15 protein-coding genes are annotated in these 20536 nt (G+C 40.3%); 13 read left to right on the top strand and 2 right to left on the bottom strand.

Annotated elements, in window-relative coordinates:
• Positions 1-865 precede the first annotated feature (865 nt).
• A complete protein-coding gene (locus CD122_RS02715; protein WP_103357467.1) occupies positions 866-2392 on the bottom strand; it encodes an SLC13 family permease in 1527 nt (508 codons plus the stop codon).
• Positions 2393-2871: 479 nt separating this feature from the next.
• Between CD122_RS02715 and CD122_RS02720 the strand changes: the two genes are divergently transcribed.
• Positions 2872-3057, top strand: coding sequence for a hypothetical protein (locus CD122_RS02720; protein WP_103357468.1), 186 nt, complete (start codon positions 2872-2874; stop codon positions 3055-3057).
• Between the two features lie 41 nt (positions 3058-3098).
• Here the strand turns inward: CD122_RS02720 and CD122_RS02725 are convergent, their stop codons facing one another.
• Positions 3099-3914, bottom strand: a complete 816-nt coding sequence (locus CD122_RS02725) for a formate/nitrite transporter family protein (protein WP_103357469.1) — start codon at positions 3912-3914, stop codon at positions 3099-3101.
• A gap of 161 nt (positions 3915-4075) precedes the next feature.
• On the opposite strand from CD122_RS02725, the gene CD122_RS02730 reads away from it, so the two are divergent.
• From CD122_RS02730 to narI, 12 genes are all read left to right on the top strand, one after another.
• Positions 4076-4621 carry a GNAT family N-acetyltransferase gene (locus CD122_RS02730; RefSeq protein WP_103357470.1) on the top strand — a complete coding sequence of 182 codons (546 nt, stop codon included), beginning with the start codon at positions 4076-4078 and terminating at the stop codon, positions 4619-4621.
• Between the two features lie 173 nt (positions 4622-4794).
• Complete coding sequence (locus tag CD122_RS02735) at positions 4795-5544, top strand: sirohydrochlorin chelatase (protein ID WP_240624109.1); 750 nt, start codon at positions 4795-4797, stop codon at positions 5542-5544.
• A complete protein-coding gene (locus CD122_RS02740; RefSeq protein ID WP_103357471.1) occupies positions 5516-5977 on the top strand; it encodes a precorrin-2 dehydrogenase/sirohydrochlorin ferrochelatase family protein in 462 nt (153 codons plus the stop codon). Before CD122_RS02735 ends, CD122_RS02740 begins: the two co-directional genes overlap by 29 nt.
• Positions 5970-8375: a nitrite reductase large subunit NirB gene (nirB, locus tag CD122_RS02745; protein ID WP_103357472.1), complete on the top strand. Its 2406-nt coding sequence runs from the start codon at positions 5970-5972 to the stop codon at positions 8373-8375. The genes CD122_RS02740 and nirB overlap by 8 nt, the downstream gene beginning before the upstream one ends.
• Positions 8375-8689: a nitrite reductase small subunit NirD gene (gene nirD, locus CD122_RS02750; protein ID WP_103357473.1), complete on the top strand. Its 315-nt coding sequence runs from the start codon at positions 8375-8377 to the stop codon at positions 8687-8689. The genes nirB and nirD overlap by 1 nt, the downstream gene beginning before the upstream one ends.
• Positions 8680-9624, top strand: coding sequence for a uroporphyrinogen-III C-methyltransferase (cobA, locus tag CD122_RS02755; RefSeq protein WP_103357474.1), 945 nt, complete (start codon positions 8680-8682; stop codon positions 9622-9624). The genes nirD and cobA overlap by 10 nt, the downstream gene beginning before the upstream one ends.
• 263 nt (positions 9625-9887) lie before the next feature.
• Positions 9888-12119 (top strand): 5'-nucleotidase C-terminal domain-containing protein, encoded by a 2232-nt coding sequence (locus CD122_RS02760; protein WP_276307401.1) that lies wholly within the window; start codon positions 9888-9890, stop codon positions 12117-12119.
• A gap of 337 nt (positions 12120-12456) precedes the next feature.
• The gene (locus CD122_RS02765) at positions 12457-12885 is read left to right on the top strand and encodes a hypothetical protein (protein WP_103357476.1); all 429 of its coding nucleotides are present in this window, start codon (positions 12457-12459) and stop codon (positions 12883-12885) included.
• Between the two features lie 1198 nt (positions 12886-14083).
• Positions 14084-17755, top strand: coding sequence for a nitrate reductase subunit alpha (locus CD122_RS02775; RefSeq protein ID WP_103357478.1), 3672 nt, complete (start codon positions 14084-14086; stop codon positions 17753-17755).
• Entirely contained in the window at positions 17745-19298 is a 1554-nt protein-coding gene (gene narH / locus CD122_RS02780) for a nitrate reductase subunit beta (protein ID WP_103357479.1), read from the top strand. The genes CD122_RS02775 and narH overlap by 11 nt, the downstream gene beginning before the upstream one ends.
• Complete coding sequence (gene narJ, locus CD122_RS02785) at positions 19291-19866, top strand: nitrate reductase molybdenum cofactor assembly chaperone (protein WP_103357480.1); 576 nt, start codon at positions 19291-19293, stop codon at positions 19864-19866. The genes narH and narJ overlap by 8 nt, the downstream gene beginning before the upstream one ends.
• Positions 19859-20536: a respiratory nitrate reductase subunit gamma gene (narI, locus tag CD122_RS02790; RefSeq protein ID WP_103357481.1), complete on the top strand. Its 678-nt coding sequence runs from the start codon at positions 19859-19861 to the stop codon at positions 20534-20536. The genes narJ and narI overlap by 8 nt, the downstream gene beginning before the upstream one ends.

Consider the following 20536-nt stretch of genomic DNA (forward strand, 5'->3'; position numbering starts at 1 on the left):
TCCAAAAAGCTGATATGACGCACCGCGTTGACGCTGTTTCGCATTAAAGGATAAAAGCGTTTAAGCAAATAAGCGTTTTTGTCTTAATTGTGAACGGCATAAAGTTCTAAGATTGATAATTTTCAGACATAAACTTTTGTAATCTTTGTTTAATATGTACACGTCGATTAGTAAAGAACTTTCGCTACTTAATCATAAAAAGAATGTCAGTTTATGCTTTTAATAGCTTATATAGTAAGTTTTATAATTTGGAAGTTGATACTTAAAGTGTAGAAAGAGATGAAAAGAGCAAGTGTGGTGATAGGGTGTTGATTTTCAGATTTACAATAGGTGACTGGAGGTTGAGGGACTGTTTATCGTTTTTTTCGCACCTTTTGACGTCTACGCAATCTTTTTCTGTACCCATTCAAGTGTCAAACTGATTGTGTCATGAAACGATGTTACGAGAGTCGAACGGAAACAATGGCGCGTATGTAAGTATCAAATATATCTCATGCGTAAGTCGGAGTTAAAGTTCAAACTCATGTCCGATGTGAAAGAGGAGAAATCACGTTATGATAGATACAGAGGTTGAGACATTGAGATGTTCTTCCTCAAGTATAATGGCATTTTAGCTGTAACAAATGATTAGAGAAATAGACACTTTCTTAAAATGTGGTTATCTTGTTAGAGATAAAAACCTATTTGTTACAGACTAGAACGTTATACGATTCCCATATGGATCAAGTGAAAGCAGATATAACAATCCCTAAACCTTATACCCAAAAACACCTCCTTAGTTGGTAACGTGATGTTACCGAGATGTTAAACGAAAAGAGCACGAGAATGTTTCCCCCATTCTCGTGCTCTTTCAATATGTCTTATTTTATAAAAGACCAAGCCATTGCCAGTAAGTCATACTAAAGATAATGACTAAGATATAACCAATGACTGTTAATGGCAAGCCGATTTTTAAGTAGTCTTTGGCAGTGAATGTTTCTGTTCCGTATGCCAACATACCTTGTGGTGAACTTACAGGGAGTAAGAAACCAAAGCTGATGACGAATTGTTGAATTAATACGAAACCGATGGCGTGATCGCCAAGGCTTAACGTTGATGCCAATGAAATAAACACTGGTATCAAGGCAGATGATAAGCTTGTTGCACTTGCGAATCCTAAGTGAATTAGGATGTTGAAGATTGAAATCAATGCGATTGTCGCAATGAGTGGTAAGTGCTCTAAGCCCATTAAGCCAAATGTTTTATCACTTAACCATTGTGCTGCTGTTGTTTGTAATAATACGTTACCTAGTGAGATACCGACACCGAATACGATGATTGTCCCCCAAGGAATTTTACTTTCTGCTTCTTTCCAACTCATAATACCGATTTTTGGCGTTAACATAATTGCTAATGCCAATAATGTAATAGATGATGAGTCGATAGGGTGCAATACTTTTTCAGTTGACCAAAGAACGAGTAATGCGACAGAAATCGCGATTAAACGCCATTCTTTAGGTGTGATTGGTCCTAATTCAGCGAGTTGTTGTTTTACAAGGTCGCTACCGCCTTCAATTTGATCTTGTTCAGGTGGAATGACTTTTAATACAACAAAATATAGTACAACTGACATGATGATTGACCATGGTGCAGCGTATAAGAACCATTCGCCCCATGAGACATCATGGCCGAGTTGGTTGTTGATAAAGTTAATGGCTACGATGTTTTGTGCAGCGGCTGTTTTAATACCCACGTTCCAGAGTGAGACTGCTTGAACAGCTGTAATAACGAGTAATGCCGCAAGACGACTGTTTTTACTTGCGCCAAATGCAGCAACCATACCGAGTAAGATTGGTACAACGGCACCTGTACGTGCAGTCGCTGATGGTACGAAGAATGCTAAAATAATCGCAACGATAATTGCACCGATAACGATACGTTTTGTTTTATTACCTACAAGTGATAATACCCATAGTGCCAAACGCTTGTGTAAGTTTGTGATTTGCATGGCTGTTGCTAAGAATAAGGCAGCAGCTACTAATGCAACGGCACTTGATGAAAAACCACTAAAAGCAAGCTTCAGCGCATTGCTTGTACCTAATGCTGTAGCACCTGTAATCGGTTCACCACCAGCTTTTGGATTGCCAAGTGATTCGGCTAAATCTTGCACTGGACTGAAACCGAGTAGCAGAATAATGAGTCCAATGATAATCGCCGCTGAGACGGGATAGCTCACAGCTTCAGTGACCCACAAGATGACAGCGAATGCCAGAATAGCAAGCGCACATTTCCCCATCACTGGTAAACTTGCCGGTGTTGGTATGAGTAAGATTGCGATTAACGCAACAAATGCAAGGATAAACCAGACCGGCTTAAATGTAATTCCGGATTGTTTCTTCTGTGTTGTTCCCATATTTAACGCCCCTTCTTGTTGTAAGTGGTTTCATTGTATCAGCCAATAAATACAAAAATAATAATATTTTATAATGTTCATAAAATGGTCACAATTTATTCACAAATATAAATTTAAAGTGTTAAATCATTAAAAGCACGTCATTTGCTTGAGGATAGCAAACGGGTAGGAAAGGCTGGGATACAATAAATTTAAGCACTGGGAAATCGATAAACGGTGTCCAAAAGCAGGATTTCCGACAGAACTGCCACGATTTCGGCAAAATCAAAAAGCAATTTTGCTCATCGTTCGGTTCTGCTCAAATCCTAAACGCTTTTGTCCCAACCTCTTGGCAGTGTCATCTTAAATTTGTGTGACACAAAGTTGACGACCGCCATTCAATAAATTGTCAGAATTTGATTGCGTATGAATGGTAACATAAGTGCTACAATTGAAATGATGTATCTAAGGTTTTAACTTAATAACAGGGAGAGATTATGATGAATCAACGTTATGTTAAAGTATTAGGATTATATGTTGCGAGTACAGCGTTACCAGCACTTTTAAATAAATGCTGTAAGTCAGAAGGCTTTTTGAAGTGGGCGGTACAAACAGGATTAGGTTACGGTATTTTCGCGTATGGCTTGAAAGTGATGACACGCCGTAAGAAAGCAGCTCAACAATAGATAATAAAAAATCCGCTGATTAGGCGGATTTTTTTGTTTAACTATTTTCTTGGTGAACCATTGAGATAAGCATATAGTAAGCCAATCATAATACCGCCACCGATGTAGTTACCAATAAAGGCAAAGACGATGTTTTTAAGTACGCCTAACCAGCTAACGGCATCTACATTGTTGAATAACATACCAACAAAGAGACCTGCATTGTAAACAACGTGTTCATAGCCCATGAATACGAAGATAACAACGCCAGCTGCAATAAAGAATGTTTTTGTCATGCCTTCTTTAAACATTAATGAAACATAAATACCAATGTTGATAAAGAAGTTCGCAAAGATGGCTTTAACTAAAATCGCATACCATGTTGGTTCTACGGTTTTAGCTGCGACAGTTTTTGTCAATGCTTCAATCATTTCTGGTGTCATAACTTGTGTGAAGTATAAGAGACCAAATAAGACAAAAGCGCCTAGAATATTTCCCAGGAAACATACAGCAAATAGCCACATTGATTTTGCGATACTAATTGTGCGATAGTACATACCAATCGTTAAGAACATGAAGTTACTTGTTAATAGTTCTGAATGTGTAAGTACAATTAATACTAAGGCGATACTGAATGCTAAAGCGCCCATTAAGTTGACAACACCAGGTAAAGCGCCTGCCATTTGTGTTTTCATCGCTAACATGAAAATTGTAACAATCGCAAGTAAAAATCCTGACATCATAGATTTTAAAATGTAGCGTGGCATCGTGCGATCGAGCATAACTTCTTTCATCGCAACGCTACTGATAATGCCTTCAACAATCCCACGTGATGCATACGTGTCTTCAATCGTTTTAGTCGGTTTTTCAATCGACATTTCTAATCCCTCCACTAGCGCATTTTATTTAACACCTATATTGTACTTGATTCTGTAGCTGTTATATAGGTTTATTTTGTGTCACTTTTGAGCAGACTGCTATTTGTTCCATTAGATCATTTGGTAAAATAACTTTTATGAAAAGACAGAAAGGATGTGTCATGATGGCACAACAGTTCCGAATGGCGACATTAGATGATGTATCTGCACTTCACGAATTGATGTATCGTTCCTTTACCCCTTTACGTGAAGTAGGCATTGATTGGCCCTCAGTCAATGCAACGCCAGAGATGATAGAAGATAATATTCGCGATAACGCCTGTTACGTTTTAGAAGTAGACGGTAAAATCGTTTCGACCTTATCCATTCGTTTTCCATGGGAGAGTGAAAAACCAGTATCCAAATATCCATTTATTTGGTGGTTAGCGACAGATCCAGACTACAATGGTCAAGGATACGGTAGCCAAATGATACGCTACGTTGAAGAAGATATTTTGCGAGATACTTTGAAAGCACCAGCAGTCGTACTCGGCACGTCTGCACGTAAAATGGGTTGGCTGGAAGGTGTCTATGCGCGTCGTGGTTATGAGACATTTTATGAAATGGATGATCCAGAAGGCGACAAAGGTGTCATGATGGTAAAAGTTTTGATTCCAGAGCGATACAATGATGCGCTATTAACGCCACCACCATGGTCGGAAGCATAATTGGGTATGCGAATGTTTTGCGTCTGAACAAACCTTATCATTATGAATAGATAACACACTAGGGAATCCCCTTGCGAATTGCATAGGGGGTTCCCTAATTTTATTTGAAGTTGTGAATAGAATCACAAAAACTATGTGAATTAGATTACAATGTATAGTGAGGGGTGAGCGGATTGCAAAAGACGATTTTAATTGTACATGGTATGCGAAAAGGTAAGTTGAATGAAACGTTGGAACACTTTGTTCATACGTTGTTCGATGGCACGGAGATAGACTATGATGTCGCGTTTTTAGAGTCGGAAGAACGTTCCTTAGAGACAGTGATTGATGCGACAGTGCAACAAGGTTATCGAGCGTTAAATCTTGTCCCATTATTACTATTTACAGCTTCACATTATTATGAAGATATTGCGGATCAAGTACAGACGTGGACGACACAGTATCCACAGGTACATTTTGAATTAGCGGAACCGCTTGGCACGCATTCGGCAATGGGCGATTGGGTGTCACATCAAATTGCACGTTATAACGATGACATTGATGACACAACAGGTGTTGTCATTTTAGCACATGGTAATGCGCGTTTTGATGAACCTGACATTGCGTTGACGCGTTTGGCACAGCAACATACAAACGAACAGTTACAGTGCTATCCAAGCATGGTATATGGCAAGTTGAAATTCCAAGAAACATTACCACCACTTGCTGCAAAATATCAAAAGTTACTAATCATTCCGTTCTTCTTTTATGATGGTTACTTAGTTAATAAGACGAAGCGACAAATTGGAGAACTTAACTTACCAACCGAGATTACGTATACGACAGCAATCAACTTTGACCCAGTATTAAAAAGTATTATCTTAGCGCGTATTGCAGCATGCGAGGAGGCACATCATGTATCCGATACAGTTGAACTTGTGTGATAAACACGTGGTGATTGTTGGTGGGGGTAAGATTGCTTGGCGAAAGTTTCAAGCACTTATACATGAAGGATGCACGATTGATGTTGTCAGCCCAACATTTCATGAAGGCTTTAGTAAGACGGCATGGCCAGCAACAGTGCGCTTGTTACAAAAAGTATATGAAGCAACAGATATTGAAGCGGCAGCGCTAGTGATTGTGGCAACGGATGATGCAGACGTCAATGATCGTGTGGCACGTGATGCCCGTGAGACACAGTGGGTGAACCATACGGGAGACAGAGAACAGTCCGACTTTTTTAACATGTTAACGATTAAACACGACGATATGATGATTAGCGTAGGATCATCAGGTCAATCTATTCGTAAAACCCAAGCATACGCGAAAAAAATCAAGGCATATTTAGAAACGTTAGAGGAGGATATCCATGAGTAAAACAAGATTATTAATGATTGGTAATGGTATGGCAGGGGTCCGTACAATCGAAGAAATCTTAGAACGTGATCTAGATAAATTTGAGATTACGATTATCGGTAAAGAACCATATCCGAACTACAACCGTATTATGTTATCGAACATCTTACAAAACAAAATGACGGTTGATGAAACAATTATGAATCCGTACGAGTGGTATGAAGAAAACGGTATTCAGTTAATTACAGGCGACAAAGTTGTGACAATCAATCGCGACGCACAAAACGTTGAAACAGAAAGTGGTCGTGTCGTTGAGTACGATCAAATGATTATTGCGACAGGTTCGGATTCATTTATCTTACCAATTAATGGCTCACGTTTAGACGGCGTGGTAGGTTTCCGTACAATTGATGATACTGAAAAAATGCTTGAAACAGCCAAAACGAAGAAGAAAGCCATCGTTATTGGTGGGGGCTTACTCGGTCTTGAATGTGCACGTGGTCTTGTCGATCAAGGTATGGACGTAACAGTTGTACACTTAGCTGAATGGTTAATGGAAGTACAACTTGACCGCAAAGCAGGTGGCTTACTGAAAGCTGACTTAGAAAAACAAGGTATTAAATTTGAATTACAAGCAAACACGCAAGAAATTTTAGGTGAAGATCATGTAGAAGGTATCCGTTTATCTGACGGTCGTGTCTTAGATGCAGATATGGTTGTTATGGCGGTAGGTATCCGTCCAGTCACTAAAGAAGCGCGTGCAGCAGGCTTAGAAATCGGTCGCGGTATCGTTGTTGATGACTTTATGAAAACAAGTGATCCAAACATCTATGCAGTTGGTGAATGTGCGGAACACCGTTCTAAAGTATACGGTCTTGTCGCACCACTTTATGATCAAGGTAAAGTATTGGCAGACCATATTACAGGTCGTCCAACTGATGGCTATCAAGGTTCTACAACATTCACATCATTAAAAGTATCAGGTTGTGACCTATTCAGCGCAGGTCGTATTACTGAAAATGAAGATGTACGTGGTATTGAAACATTTAACGGTGTCGACAATATTTACAAAAAAATCTTCGTACAAGATAAGAAAATTGTCGGTGCAGTACTTTATGGTGATACAGAAGAAGGTAACCGTTTCTACAATATGATGAAAAAAGGCGACACAATTGATGAGTATACATTAGTGTCTATCTTGCATAAAGCAGGAGAAGTAGATGCGATTAGTGTGGCAGACATGGATGATGACGAAACAATCTGTGGTTGTAACGGTATCTCTAAAGGTGTCATCGTTAAAGCGATTAAAGAACAAGGCTTAACGTCTGTGGCAGATGTAACGAGAGTGACAAAAGCAGGGAACTCTTGTGGTAAATGTAAAGGACAAATTGGTGAATTATTAGAGTACACATTAGGTGATGACTTTGTTGAAAGTGCGCCAACAGGTATTTGTGCTTGTACGGACTTATCACGTGATCAAATCGTAACGCAAATCCGTGCGAAAGGCCTTAAAACATCTAAAGAAGTACGTCACGTCTTAGATTTCAAAGACAAAGGCGGTTGTCCGAAGTGTCGTCCGGCAATCAACTACTATTTAAACATGGTATATCCACATGACCATGAAGATGAAAGAGCATCACGTTTTGCCAACGAACGTTACCATGCGAATATCCAAAACGACGGTACATTCTCTGTTATCCCACAAATGCGTGGCGGTGTAACAGATGCAGATCAATTAATCCGTCTTGGTGAAGTAGCTAAGAAATACGATGTACCGCTTGTAAAAGTAACAGGTTCACAACGTATCGGTTTATACGGCGTGAAAAAAGAAGAATTACCAAAAGTATGGGACGACTTAGGCATGCGTTCAGCATCAGCTTATGCGAAGAAAACACGTTCAGTTAAGAGCTGTGTAGGTAAAGAGTTCTGTCGTTTCGGTACACAATTTACAACGAAACTCGGTATTCGTCTTGAAAAAACATTTGAATACATTGACACACCACACAAATTCAAAATGGGTGTTTCAGGTTGTCCACGTAGCTGTGTAGAATCAGGTGTGAAAGACTTTGGTGTTATCGGTGTAGAAAATGGTTTCCAAATCTACGTTGGTGGTAACGGTGGTACAGATGTTGTGAAAGCAGAATTCTTAACAACTGTTCCAACTGAAGATGACGTAGTGAAATTATGTGGTGCGTATATGCAATACTACCGTGAAACAGGGATTTATGCGGAACGTACAGCACCATGGTTGAAACGCATGGGCTTTGATCAAGTGAAGTCAGTTGTGTTAGACCCTGAAAAACAAGAAGAACTTTATGCACGTCTCATGGACGCTAAAGCAGCAATTGCTGAAGAACCATGGAACGATATCTTAAGTGATGATCATAAACGTAAAATTTTCGAAGTGGAGAAGGTGTAATGCACATGGCACAAAAAGTAAAAGTGGCACATATGTCAGAGTTAGAACCATTAATTGGTAAAAAGGTAATTGTAGAAGATAAACAAATTGGTCTTTTCTTAATGGAAGACGGCGCAATTAAAGCGGTCAACAATGTTTGTCCACACAAGCAAGGTCCTTTATCAGAAGGCACTGTTAGTGGTCATTATGTATACTGCCCGCTACACGATCAAAAAATCGACTTAAACACAGGTATCGTTCAAGAACCTGATGAAGGTTGTGTTGAAACGTACGAAGTGGAAGTCATTGATGATGAGGTTTATGTATGTCTGTAATAGACAGCACGACAAAAGTGTATTTAGTTGGAGCAGGTCCGGGTAATCCGTGCCTGCTCTCTAAAAAAGCAGAACGCTGTATTCAACAGGCGGACGTTATTTTGTATGACCAACTCGTACACCCGTTTATTTTACAGTTGTCACGACCGGATGCTGAATGGGTACATGTTGGCAAAACACCTTATACAAAGTACATTAGACAAGAACGTATTAATGAATTGCTTGTCGAAAAGTCGCAAACGTATCGTCGAGTCGTACGTCTAAAAGGCGGCGACCCTGCAATTTTCGGAAGAGTAGCTGAAGAAGTTGATACGTTGCGTGAACATGGGATTGATTTTGAAATCGTACCAGGTATTACAGCGGCAAGTGCGGCGATTAGTCAGCTTGGGCGCGGTTTGACAGAGCGCCAAGTCTCAACGAACATTACGTTTACAACAGGTCATTTTAAAGACGGTGTTGAAAATGAAATTGATATTACGACGCTGGAAAATGGTGGCACGCTAGCAATCTACATGGGTGTAAAACGTCTGCCATTCTTAATGGATGAAATTATGACGAAAGTGGGCATTGACTATCCAGTTGCGGTGATTTTTAATGCGACACGTCCGAACCAACAAATTATCGGTGGTAGTGTGATGACGATTGCTGAGAAGATAGCACAACTGCCAGAACGACCAGGCCCGGGTGTGACAATCGTTGGAGAAGTTGTGCGTAATGTGGAAGCAATCAAGCCGGCGATGAATATGGAGCCACAAATGGTGTTGCTAACGGGAAATCGTACACGCTGTATTGATGTCGCTTATGATATTTTCGAGCAAGGTGGTGCGGCATTGATTGATGATCGTGCAACCTCTGAATTGCATCAAAGCCAGCACGAAATTTTAACAGCATGGCTAGAACAATATACATTCACAGAACAACAAACAATTGAATAATGTGAAAAAACATCGTACAAGGATTTATTTAGAAAATCTGTCATTGTACGATGTTTTATTTTGCGTATTATCATAACGCTTACAATTTTTGTGATTTGTTAATAAAATTATTGAAAAAATTGATAAAATGCACGCTTTATTTGTGCTACGATATAAGTGTTAGGCTTATTCAAAACGTTGTGAGAAAGGCGTTGAGGATTTGAGATCGCTGTAATTGAATGAGAATCCGGCTTTTCAAACACGCATTAAAAAGGAGGTTTCAAATGAAGCAGACAGTTTTTCGATGGGTCGCAGTATTTGCATTGATTTTGGGCTTTTGTGGCATGGTCGGTTTTGGCACTGTTCAAGCGGAAACAACCGATGTGTCATCAACTGAGCCGAGTCAAGCAATGGAAATGGCGACAGCGACAACAGAACCAGCACCAACTGTGAATGATCAAAGTGCACCAGCAGATGTTGTAGCGTCAGAAACAGATGTTGCTACAGAACAGCCGGGAGACAATACGGATGAAGTAGCAACTGCAGAGGCACAGCCAGAAGCGGTATCTGAGCCAGCTGCTGAGCAAGATGAGGCAACAGTGAGTGAGTCACCAAAGGCAACTGCGTCAACAACACATACGATTTTACATACGAACGATATTCATGGGCGTATGATTGAAGAAAATGGTCGTGTGATTGGTATGGCGAAGTTGAAAACATTAAAAGAACAGCAACAACCTGATTTAATGGTGGACGCTGGAGATGCTTTCCAAGGTTTGCCTGTTTCTAACTTATCAAAAGGGGAAGAAATGGCAAAAGCAATGAACGAAGTCGGTTATGACGCGATGGCGATTGGTAACCACGAGTTTGACTTTGGTTATGACCAACTGAAAAAGTTAGAAGGTATTTTAAACTTCCCGTTACTAAGTGCCAATGTGTACAAAGATGGCAAGCTAGCATTTTTACCTTCAACTATCGTCAATAAAAACGGTGTGAACTACGGCATTATCGGCGTGACAACACCTGAAACACAAACAAAAACAAGCCCAGAAGGTATCGTTGGTGTTACTTTTGCAGACCCTCTGGAAACAGTGACACGTGAGATGACAAAGTTAAATGGTCAAGTCGATGCATTTGTCATTCTTTCTCATCTCGGTATCGACCCGTCAACACAACAAAAATGGCGTGGCGATTATTTAACACAACAATTGAGTGCGATGACAGCATATCAACACCCAATTATCGTGATTGACGGTCATTCGCACACAGTGTTAGAACAAGGTCAAACGTTTGGCACGGATGTTTTAGCACAAACAGGTACTGCGTTAGCGAACGTAGGTAAGATAACGTTTGAAAAGCAAGACGGTAAGTTAAGCAATGCGAAAGCGTCATTAATCAATGTAAAAGACGTTGCAGATTTAACACCGAATGCTGCTTTAAAAGCGCAACTAGACAAGGCAAACGAAGCATACTTAGATGCAACATCTGAAGTGATTATTCCGAACAACACAGTTCACTTCAAAGGCGAACGCGATGATGTACGTACACAAGAAACAAACCTAGGCGATGCCATTGCTGATGCGATGGAAGCATACGGTCAACATGGTTTCAGTACACCATCAGACTTCGCGGTAACTAACTCTGGTGGTATTCGTGCATCAATCACACCAGGTACAGTGAAATTAAGCGATGTGATCACGGTATTGCCATTTGGTAACACGATTGCACAAATCAAAGTATCAGGCGAAAATGTGTTAAAAGCATTCGAACATAGCTTGAGTGCCCCAACACAAATGGTTGACGGCAAAACACAATTCACAGCGAATGGTGGTTTGCTACAAATTTCTAACGGTGTGCGTGTATACTATGACATCAACAAAGCACCAGGACAACGTGTAAACGAAGTACAAGTATTGAATAAGAAAACAGGTCAATATGAACCGCTTGACTTAACACGTATTTATAACGTAGCGACGAATGATTTCACAGCATCAGGCGGCGATGGTTTTGATATGTTTGGCGGTCCACGTGAAGAAGGTGTGTCACTCGATAAAGTCATGGCGGATTACTTGAAAACGGCTGACTTAACGCAGTATGACACAACGGAACCACAACGTATGATCATGGGGCAACCGGCGAAAGGTGAGGATACAACAACAGTACCACCTGCAACAAAACCACATGGTCAACAGCCAACACCACAGCCAGCGACACCAGGCAAGGTCGTGCCATTCCCAGTGCCGCAACAACCGGCTGCAACGGGTAACAACGGTGCCATGACAGGTGGACATGCGGGTACGATGGCAGGAAGTCATGTGACAACAATGCCAACGACTGCAGCTATGTCAACGGTGGCAACGCAAGGGACATCTGCAACGATGAATGGATACGTGGCAGATAGACACGAATCAGGGATGTTACCTGCGACTGGTGGAACGCCGGCAGGGGCGGTTGCACTTGGTTACGTATGCGTCGGCGCAGGTCTGTATGTGATGCGACGTAGACGTGCGGCGTAAGCGTGACGAATCGATTTAATTAAAAGCTCAAATAGAATGCTAATGACATTCTATTTGGGCTATTTTCGTCATTTGGCAATGGCGTTCTAGATTTTGATGTACTAAAAATGAGTGTGATTTCAAACAAGATTAGATTATTATGATTAATATTAAATTTTCAATATTTTGATTATTTAATATTTTGTGGTAAGATGTATGTGTGGGAAGTTTATTAGAGGAATGTTAAATTTCTCTTTAAAGGAGAATTAACACGAATAAAACTGTACAAAAATTTTCAACGTTATTAATAGCAAGCACTTTAGTTATAGTTCCTGTCACATTTGCTACTGGGTCTAGTATGGCGGAAGCTTCTATTGAGTCAGGTCAAGCAAAAATTCAGTCTTTTACCAATCAACAATTATTTGATGAGCTTGAAAAAAATGGATATCAAATTGAAGATGTTTTCACTAAAGAAGAAATAGAATTTTACAAAGCCGAAGATCGAATGAGAGCTGGTAAAACTCAATTTGTGGATCATGGTGATGGTACATCTACATTGTATTTATCATCAGCTTATACTAAAACCATATCTATTTTAGGTGGAAGTGCTGCTACAACCATCGCTGCATTAGCTGGAGGAGCGGTTCCTGCTGGTTTGGCTGCTATGTTAAGTGGTATGATTTCAGAGAACCTTCAAACTGATAAAGGAACATATATTAACTTTAAATCACAAAAAGATGCAGCAGGCGAGTACGTTTTGACTAGTACTGGCTGGGGCTACCAATAAGGGTGATTTTATGGATAGATTTATATATTGGTGTAAATTTGGCTTGATAGTCATGTTAGTATTTTCTACTTTACGTTATTTACTTCCGTCTCCAGAGAGTATTTTTGGTTCGTTTATTTTTTCTTTAAGTGCAACAATTTTATCCTTTCTTATACTTTGGTTTTTAGTAGGAAAACCTCCGAAATAAGAACGCCTTTTTAGGGCGTAACATAATAAGTGGACAGTAATTCCTTAAAATGAGGAAAGCTGCCCACTTTTTTCGTGTTGCGCCCGGCATGGGTAATAACTTGACGGTGAAAGTTCGTTACAGGCTTGGTAGTAGGAACTGTTAGCGAAAGACAAGTCCATTGTGAAGTTGAATCTGAAGGAAGTCGGACGCAAACACTCGCACTGACGAACAGAAATATCATACAAGGCTATGTAGAATGGACGAATCTGCAACACAAGATAAAGTCCGATACTACCCGAGTTCTATATAGTAAATGATGCCGTGACGTGTGAGAACGAATAGTCAACTAATGGCTATGCTCCTACTCGATTCACGCATTTGGCAATGGAATTCTAGCTTTTGATGTAATGAAAGTAAGTGGGTCGCTTATTATGAGTGATATTAAATTTATAATATTTCGACTAATTATGATTTTGTGATAAGCTGTTTGTATGGGAAGTTTGTTAGGGGATGTAAAAAATTTCATCACTATTAATCTCCAGTACTCATTGGGGGTTATCAATAAGGGTGATTTTATGGATAGATTTTTATATTGGTGTAAATTTGGTTTGATAGTTATTTTAGTAACTTCTACTCTGCAATATTTACTTCCGTCTCCAGAGAGTCTTTTTGGCTCGTTTGTTTTTTCTTTAAGTGTTGCTATTTTATCTGTTCTTATACTTTGGTTTTTAGCCGGGAAACCTCTGAAATAAGAACGCCTTTTTAGAGGTTCTTATTTTGAAGGAGTAACATAAAAAGTGGACAGTATTTCCATAAAATGAGGAAAGCTGTCCACTTTTTTGCGTTCTAATTTGATGGCAGTGAGAAGGGTTATCAACTAGACGGGGCGCGGGTTACAGCAGTTTGTGATTTTCTGAACAACTAGGGAATATGCCAATATAAATAGGCAATTCCCTAGTATCGTGAAAAAGTGAACAAAAGTACAATGAAGATAATACGGAAAGTCTATGTCTATTGAGGAGGATGAATATGGCAAAATTTGGATTAAACTTCTTTAAACCGACTGAAAAGTTTAACGGCAACTGGTCAGTTTTGGAACACAAAAGCCGTGAATGGGAAAAAATGTACAGAGAAAGATGGAGTCATGACAAAGTCGTACGTACAACACACGGTGTAAACTGTACGGGATCATGCTCATGGAAAGTATTTGTTAAGAATGGTGTAATTACTTGGGAAAACCAACAAATAGACTATCCAAGCTGTGGGCCAGATATGCCAGAATTCGAACCTCGTGGTTGTCCACGTGGTGCGTCATTTTCTTGGTATGAATACAGTCCATTACGTATTAAATACCCATACATTAGAGGAAAACTGTGGGATCTTTGGACACAAGCTTTAGCAGAACATCAAGATCCAATCAAAGCGTGGGCGTCTATCGTTGAAGATGACGAAAAAGCACGTATTTACAAATCAGCACGTGGTAAAGGTGGCCATGTGCGTGCGAACTGGAAAGATGTTGCGCAATTAATCTCAGCACAATTAATCTACACAATCAAAAAAGATGGTCCAGACCGTATCGCAGGTTTCACACCAATCCCAGCGATGTCTATGATCAGTTACGCAGCGGGTGCGCGTTTCATTTCATTACTTGGTGGCGAAATGTTAAGTTTCTACGACTGGTATGCGGATTTACCACCAGCATCACCACAAATCTGGGGTGAACAAACAGATGTACCTGAGTCAAGTGACTGGTACAATGCGTCTTACATCATGATGTGGGGTTCTAACGTGCCATTAACACGTACACCAGATGCACACTTTATGACAGAAGTACGTTATAAAGGGGCAAAAGTTGTTTCTGTTGCGCCAGACTACGCAGAGAACGTTAAGTTTGCGGATAACTGGTTAGCACCAAACCCTGGTACGGATGCTGCGATTGCACAAGCGATGACGCACGTGATTTTACAAGAATTCTATGAAGATGAACCGTCTGAAATGTTCATCAACTATGCAAAACAATACTCTGATATGCCTTTCGTGATTCGTTTAGACAAAGACGCAAATGGTTATAAAGCCGGTCGCTTCTTACGTTCAAGTGATTTCGGTAGCACATCAGAAAACAGCGAATGGAAACCAGTCGTATTCGATACGTTAACAGATACGATTCAAGTACCAAACGGCACAATGGGTCAACGTTGGGAAGAAGGCAAGCAATGGAACCTTAAGTTGGAAAACGAACAAGGTGAAAAAATTGATCCAGCAATGACAGTAGCAACTGGCGAATATGCCCTTGCGACAATCCAATTCCCATACTTTGACAACGCAGGTAACGGTGTATTCGAACGTCCAATTCCAGTGCGTAAAATGACATTGGCGAACGGCGAAGAAACACTTGTGACAACAATTTATGACTTAATGGCATCACAATACGGTGTGAAACGTTTCGGTCATGAATTAGAAGCAAAAGGTTTTGAAGATGCATCATCATTCTACACACCTGCATGGCAAGAAAAAGTAACAGGTGTGAAAGCGAACGTTGTAACACAAGTTGCACGCGAGTTTGCACAAAATGCGATTGATACAGGCGGTCGCTCAATGATTATCATGGGTGCGGGTATCAACCACTGGTTCAACTCTGATACTATCTACCGTTCAATCTTAAACCTTGTTGTATTATGTGGCTGTCAAGGTGTGAACGGCGGCGGTTGGGCACACTATGTAGGTCAAGAAAAATGTCGTCCAATTGAAGGGTGGAGCACAATTGCATTCGCGAAAGACTGGCAAGGTCCACCACGTTTACAAAACGGTACAAGCTGGTTCTACTTTGCAACAGATCAATGGAAATACGAAGAGTCTGGCGTAGATCGTCTTGCGTCACCACTCGCTGAAAATATTAAATTACAACACCCTGCAGACTACAACGTTCTTGCAGCGCGTAATGGTTGGTTACCATCATATCCACAATTTGACCGTAACAGCTTGTTATGGGGTGAAGAAGCACGTGATGCTGGCGAATTCACTAACGAAGCGGTATTAGCACGTGCATTGGAAGATGTAAAATCACGTAAAACAAAATTTGCAGTTGAAAACCCTGATTTACGCAGAAACCATCCGAAATCATTATTCGTATGGCGTTCAAACTTAATCTCAAGTTCTGCTAAAGGACAAGAGTACTTTATGAAACACTTATTAGGTACGAAGTCTGCATTAATGGCTGAACCGAACGAACGCGTAAAACCAGAAGAAATTGAATGGGGCGAGGATACAGTTGGTAAGTTAGACTTACTCGTATCGTTAGACTTCCGTATGACGGCAACACCGTTGTACTCAGACATCGTGTTACCAGCAGCAACTTGGTATGAAAAACACGATATTTCATCAACAGATATGCACCCATTCATTCACCCATTCAATCCGGCAATCGATCCGCTATGGGAATCACGCTCTGACTGGGATATCTTTAAAACATTGAGTAAGACATTCTCTGAGATGTCACGTGTTCACTTGACTGGCACATACAAAGACGTTGTGACAGCACCATTAGCACATGACTCAAAACAAGAAATTTCATTGTCTTACGGTAAGATTCATGACTGGACAAAAGGTGAAATCGAAGCAATCCCAGGTAAAACAATGCCAGGATTTGCTGTGGTAGATCGTACGTACACAGATGTACACGATAAATTCATTTCTGTAGGACCATTATTAGAAAATGGTAAAGTTGGCGCACACGGCGTTAGCTTCTCAGTTAAAGAAGAATATGATGAATTACGTAGTATAGTTGGTAAATGGGAAGACGATACAGTGAAGAACGACAAACCACGTATCGATACAGCACGTAAAGTAGCAGACGTTATCTTAAACGTATCATCTGCATCAAACGGTCGCGTTTCTCAAAAATCATACGAAGACCTAGAACAACAAACAGGTATGGAACTGAAAGATATTTCTGCAGAACGCGCATCTGAAAAGATTACGTTCTTGAACATTACATCACAACCACGTGAAGTAATCCCAACAGCAGTATTCCCAGGTTCTAACAAACAAGGTCGTCGTTACTCACCATTTACAACAAACATTGAACGTCTCGTACCATTTAGAACATTGACAGGTCGTCAAAGTTACTACATCGACCATGAGGTATTCCAACAGTTTGGTGAAGCTTTACCAGTCTACAAACCAACGTTACCGCCAATGGTATTCGGTACGAAAGATAAAGAAGTTAAAGGTGGCGTAGATGCGCTTGTATTACGTTACTTAACACCACACGGTAAGTGGAACATTCACTCAACTTACCAAGATAACCAACACATGTTGACATTATTCCGTGGTGGTCCAACAGTGTGGATCTCTAATGAAGATGCAGAACAACATGATATTAACGACAACGACTGGTTAGAAGTTTATAACCGAAATGGTGTTGTAACAGCGCGTGCCGTTGTCTCACACCGTATGCCACGTGGCACAATGTTTATGTACCATGCACAAGATAAACACATTGAAACACCAGGATCAGAAATCTCTGGTACACGCGGTGGTTCACACAACGCACCAACACGTATTCACCTAAAACCAACACAACTTATGGGTGGTTATGCACAAATCAGTTATTCATTTAACTACTACGGACCAATCGGTAACCAACGTGACGTATACGTTGCCGTGAGAAAGATGAAAGAGGTGGATTGGCTTGAAGATTAAAGCACAAGTAGCAATGGTATTAAACCTAGATAAATGTATCGGATGTCATACATGTAGTGTGACATGTAAAAGCACATGGACGAACAGACCTGGTGCTGAATATATGTGGTTCAACAACGTAGAAACAAAACCAGGTATTGGTTATCCAAAACGTTGGGAAGACCAAGAGCAATACAAGGGTGGTTGGACACTCAATAAGAACGGTAAGTTAGAATTAAAATCTGGTACACGTATTAACAAGATTGCGTTAGGTAAAATCTTCTACAACCCAGATATGCCAGTAATCAAGGACTACTATGAGCCATGGACATACAACTATGAGCACTTAACAACAGCGAAAGATTCTAAACATACGCCAGTTGCGAAAGCGCACTCAGTCATGACAGGTCAACGTATGGACATCGACTGGGGTCCAAACTGGGAAGATGACTTAGCCGGTGGTCACATTACAGGACCGCAAGACCCTAACATTCAAAAAATTGAAGAAGAAATCAAATTCAACTTCGACCAAACATTCATGATGTATTTACCACGTTTATGTGAACACTGCTTAAACCCAAGCTGTGTCGCATCATGTCCATCAGGTGCAATGTACAAACGTGATGAAGACGGTATCGTACTTGTAGACCAAGATGCGTGTCGTGGATGGCGCTACTGTATGACAGGTTGCCCATACAAAAAAGTATACTTCAACTGGAAAACAAACAAAGCTGAAAAATGTACGTTCTGTTTCCCACGTGTTGAAGCGGGTCTTCCAACAGTATGTTCTGAAACATGTACAGGTCGTATGCGTTACTTAGGCGTATTGCTTTACGACGCAGACCGCGTACAAGAAGCAGCATCAGCTGAAAACGAACAAGATTTATACGAAAAACAATTAGACTTATTCTTGAACCCATTTGATGAAGCAGTGATTGAACAAGCTGAAAAAGATGGCATTGCACAAGAATGGATTGAAGCAGCACAAAACTCTCCAATCTATAAATTGGCAATCGAATACAAATTGGCATTCCCATTACACCCTGAATATCGCACAATGCCAATGGTATGGTACTGCCCGCCACTTAGCCCAATCATGAACTACTTTGAAGGTAAAAACTCTGCGAATAATCCAGACGCGATCTTCCCAGCAATTGAAGAAATGCGTTTACCAGTACAATACTTGGCTGAATTATTTACAGCAGGTGACACAACAGCAGTTAAAGGCTCATTACAACGTATGGCTATGATGAGAAGTTATATGCGTGCACAAAATACAGGTCGTGAGTTTGATGTATCACGCTTAGAACGTGTTGGTTTAACTGAACGTCAAGCGAAAGATATGTATCGTCTACTTGCCATCGCAAAACACGAAGATCGTTTCGTTATTCCAACATCTCACAAAGAACAATACATGGATACGTATGCAGCACAAGGTAGCCAAGGTTACGGCGGCGAGTACTTCGGTTCTAACTGTGATGGCTGTGGCGTACCAGTAGGCGCAGGTAAATCAGGACAAGAGATTTACAACGAAAGTTTCTATGGAGGGATTTTCCGTGATTAATCTTGAAATGCTGAAATATTATAAAGACACATTAGGATTTATGAGTCAGCAATTAAGTTTCCCGGAGAAGTTAACGTTCCACCCAAAGACATTTGAAGAAGTCTTCACTGAGGATCACCCAGCGTATCCTCATGTGACGACTTATCGTGAATTGATGTATGAAAGAAGCTTGTCAGACATTCAAGCATTGTATACTGATACATTTGACTTCAACAAAAAAACAACGCTTTATATGACGTTCAATAAGTTTGATACGCAAAAAGAGCGTGGTCAAATGTTGGCAAAACTCAAGGTCTTATACGAAATGTTTGGCCTTGAGATGCCATCTAATGAGTTATCGGATTATTTACCATTAATGCTAGAGTTTTTATACGCGGCAAATATTGATGGTGATGATCGTGCGCAAGAAAACATGCAGTTGCTCATTATGATTATTGAAGATGGCACATACCCAATCATGAAATATTTAGAAGAAAAAGGTAATCCATACAGCCATTTAATTCGCGGTCTTCGTGAAACGTTAAAGCGCTGTATAGTAGAAGATGATGAGGTGAAACAACATGTTTAATCAGTTTTTGTGGGTAATTTTCCCATATCTCTGCCTTGCAATCTTTATCATTGGTCACATTGCACGTTATAAGTTTGATCAATTTTCGTGGACGGCAAAGTCGAGTGAGTTTATTGAAAAAAAGCAGCTTAAATGGGGTAGTCTCCTATTCCACTTAGGGATTATTCCAGTGTTTTTCGGACATGTCGTTGGATTATTAATCCCGGCACATTGGATGGAAAGTATAGGGGTTAATAATCACCTCTATCATATCGGTGCAGTGTATATCGGTAGTATTTTTGGTATAATCACATTGATAGGGATGTTTCTATTAACAGCGAGACGTGTGACAAAACAAAATGTTCGCCGTCTAAGTTCAGCATCAGATATTTTTGTGAACTTCTTATTATTAGCAATCGTGTTCGTAGGTTGTTACGCAACATTAGTAACGAACGCAACAGTACCAGAATTTGATTACCGTCAAACGATTTCTATCTGGTTCCGTGGGTTATTCATGCTGAGTCCAGATGCAAGTTTAATGATGAATGTACCACTTGCATTTAAAATGCATATCTTACTTGGCTTTACGATTATGGCTTGTTGGCCATTTACACGTTTAGTTCACGTGTGGAGTGTACCATTGACTTATGCGAGCCGTAGTTATATTATTTATCGTAAACACAAAATTTAA

The organism is Staphylococcus rostri (genome assembly GCF_002902145.1).
In the GTDB taxonomy this organism is placed as follows: domain Bacteria; phylum Bacillota; class Bacilli; order Staphylococcales; family Staphylococcaceae; genus Staphylococcus; species Staphylococcus rostri.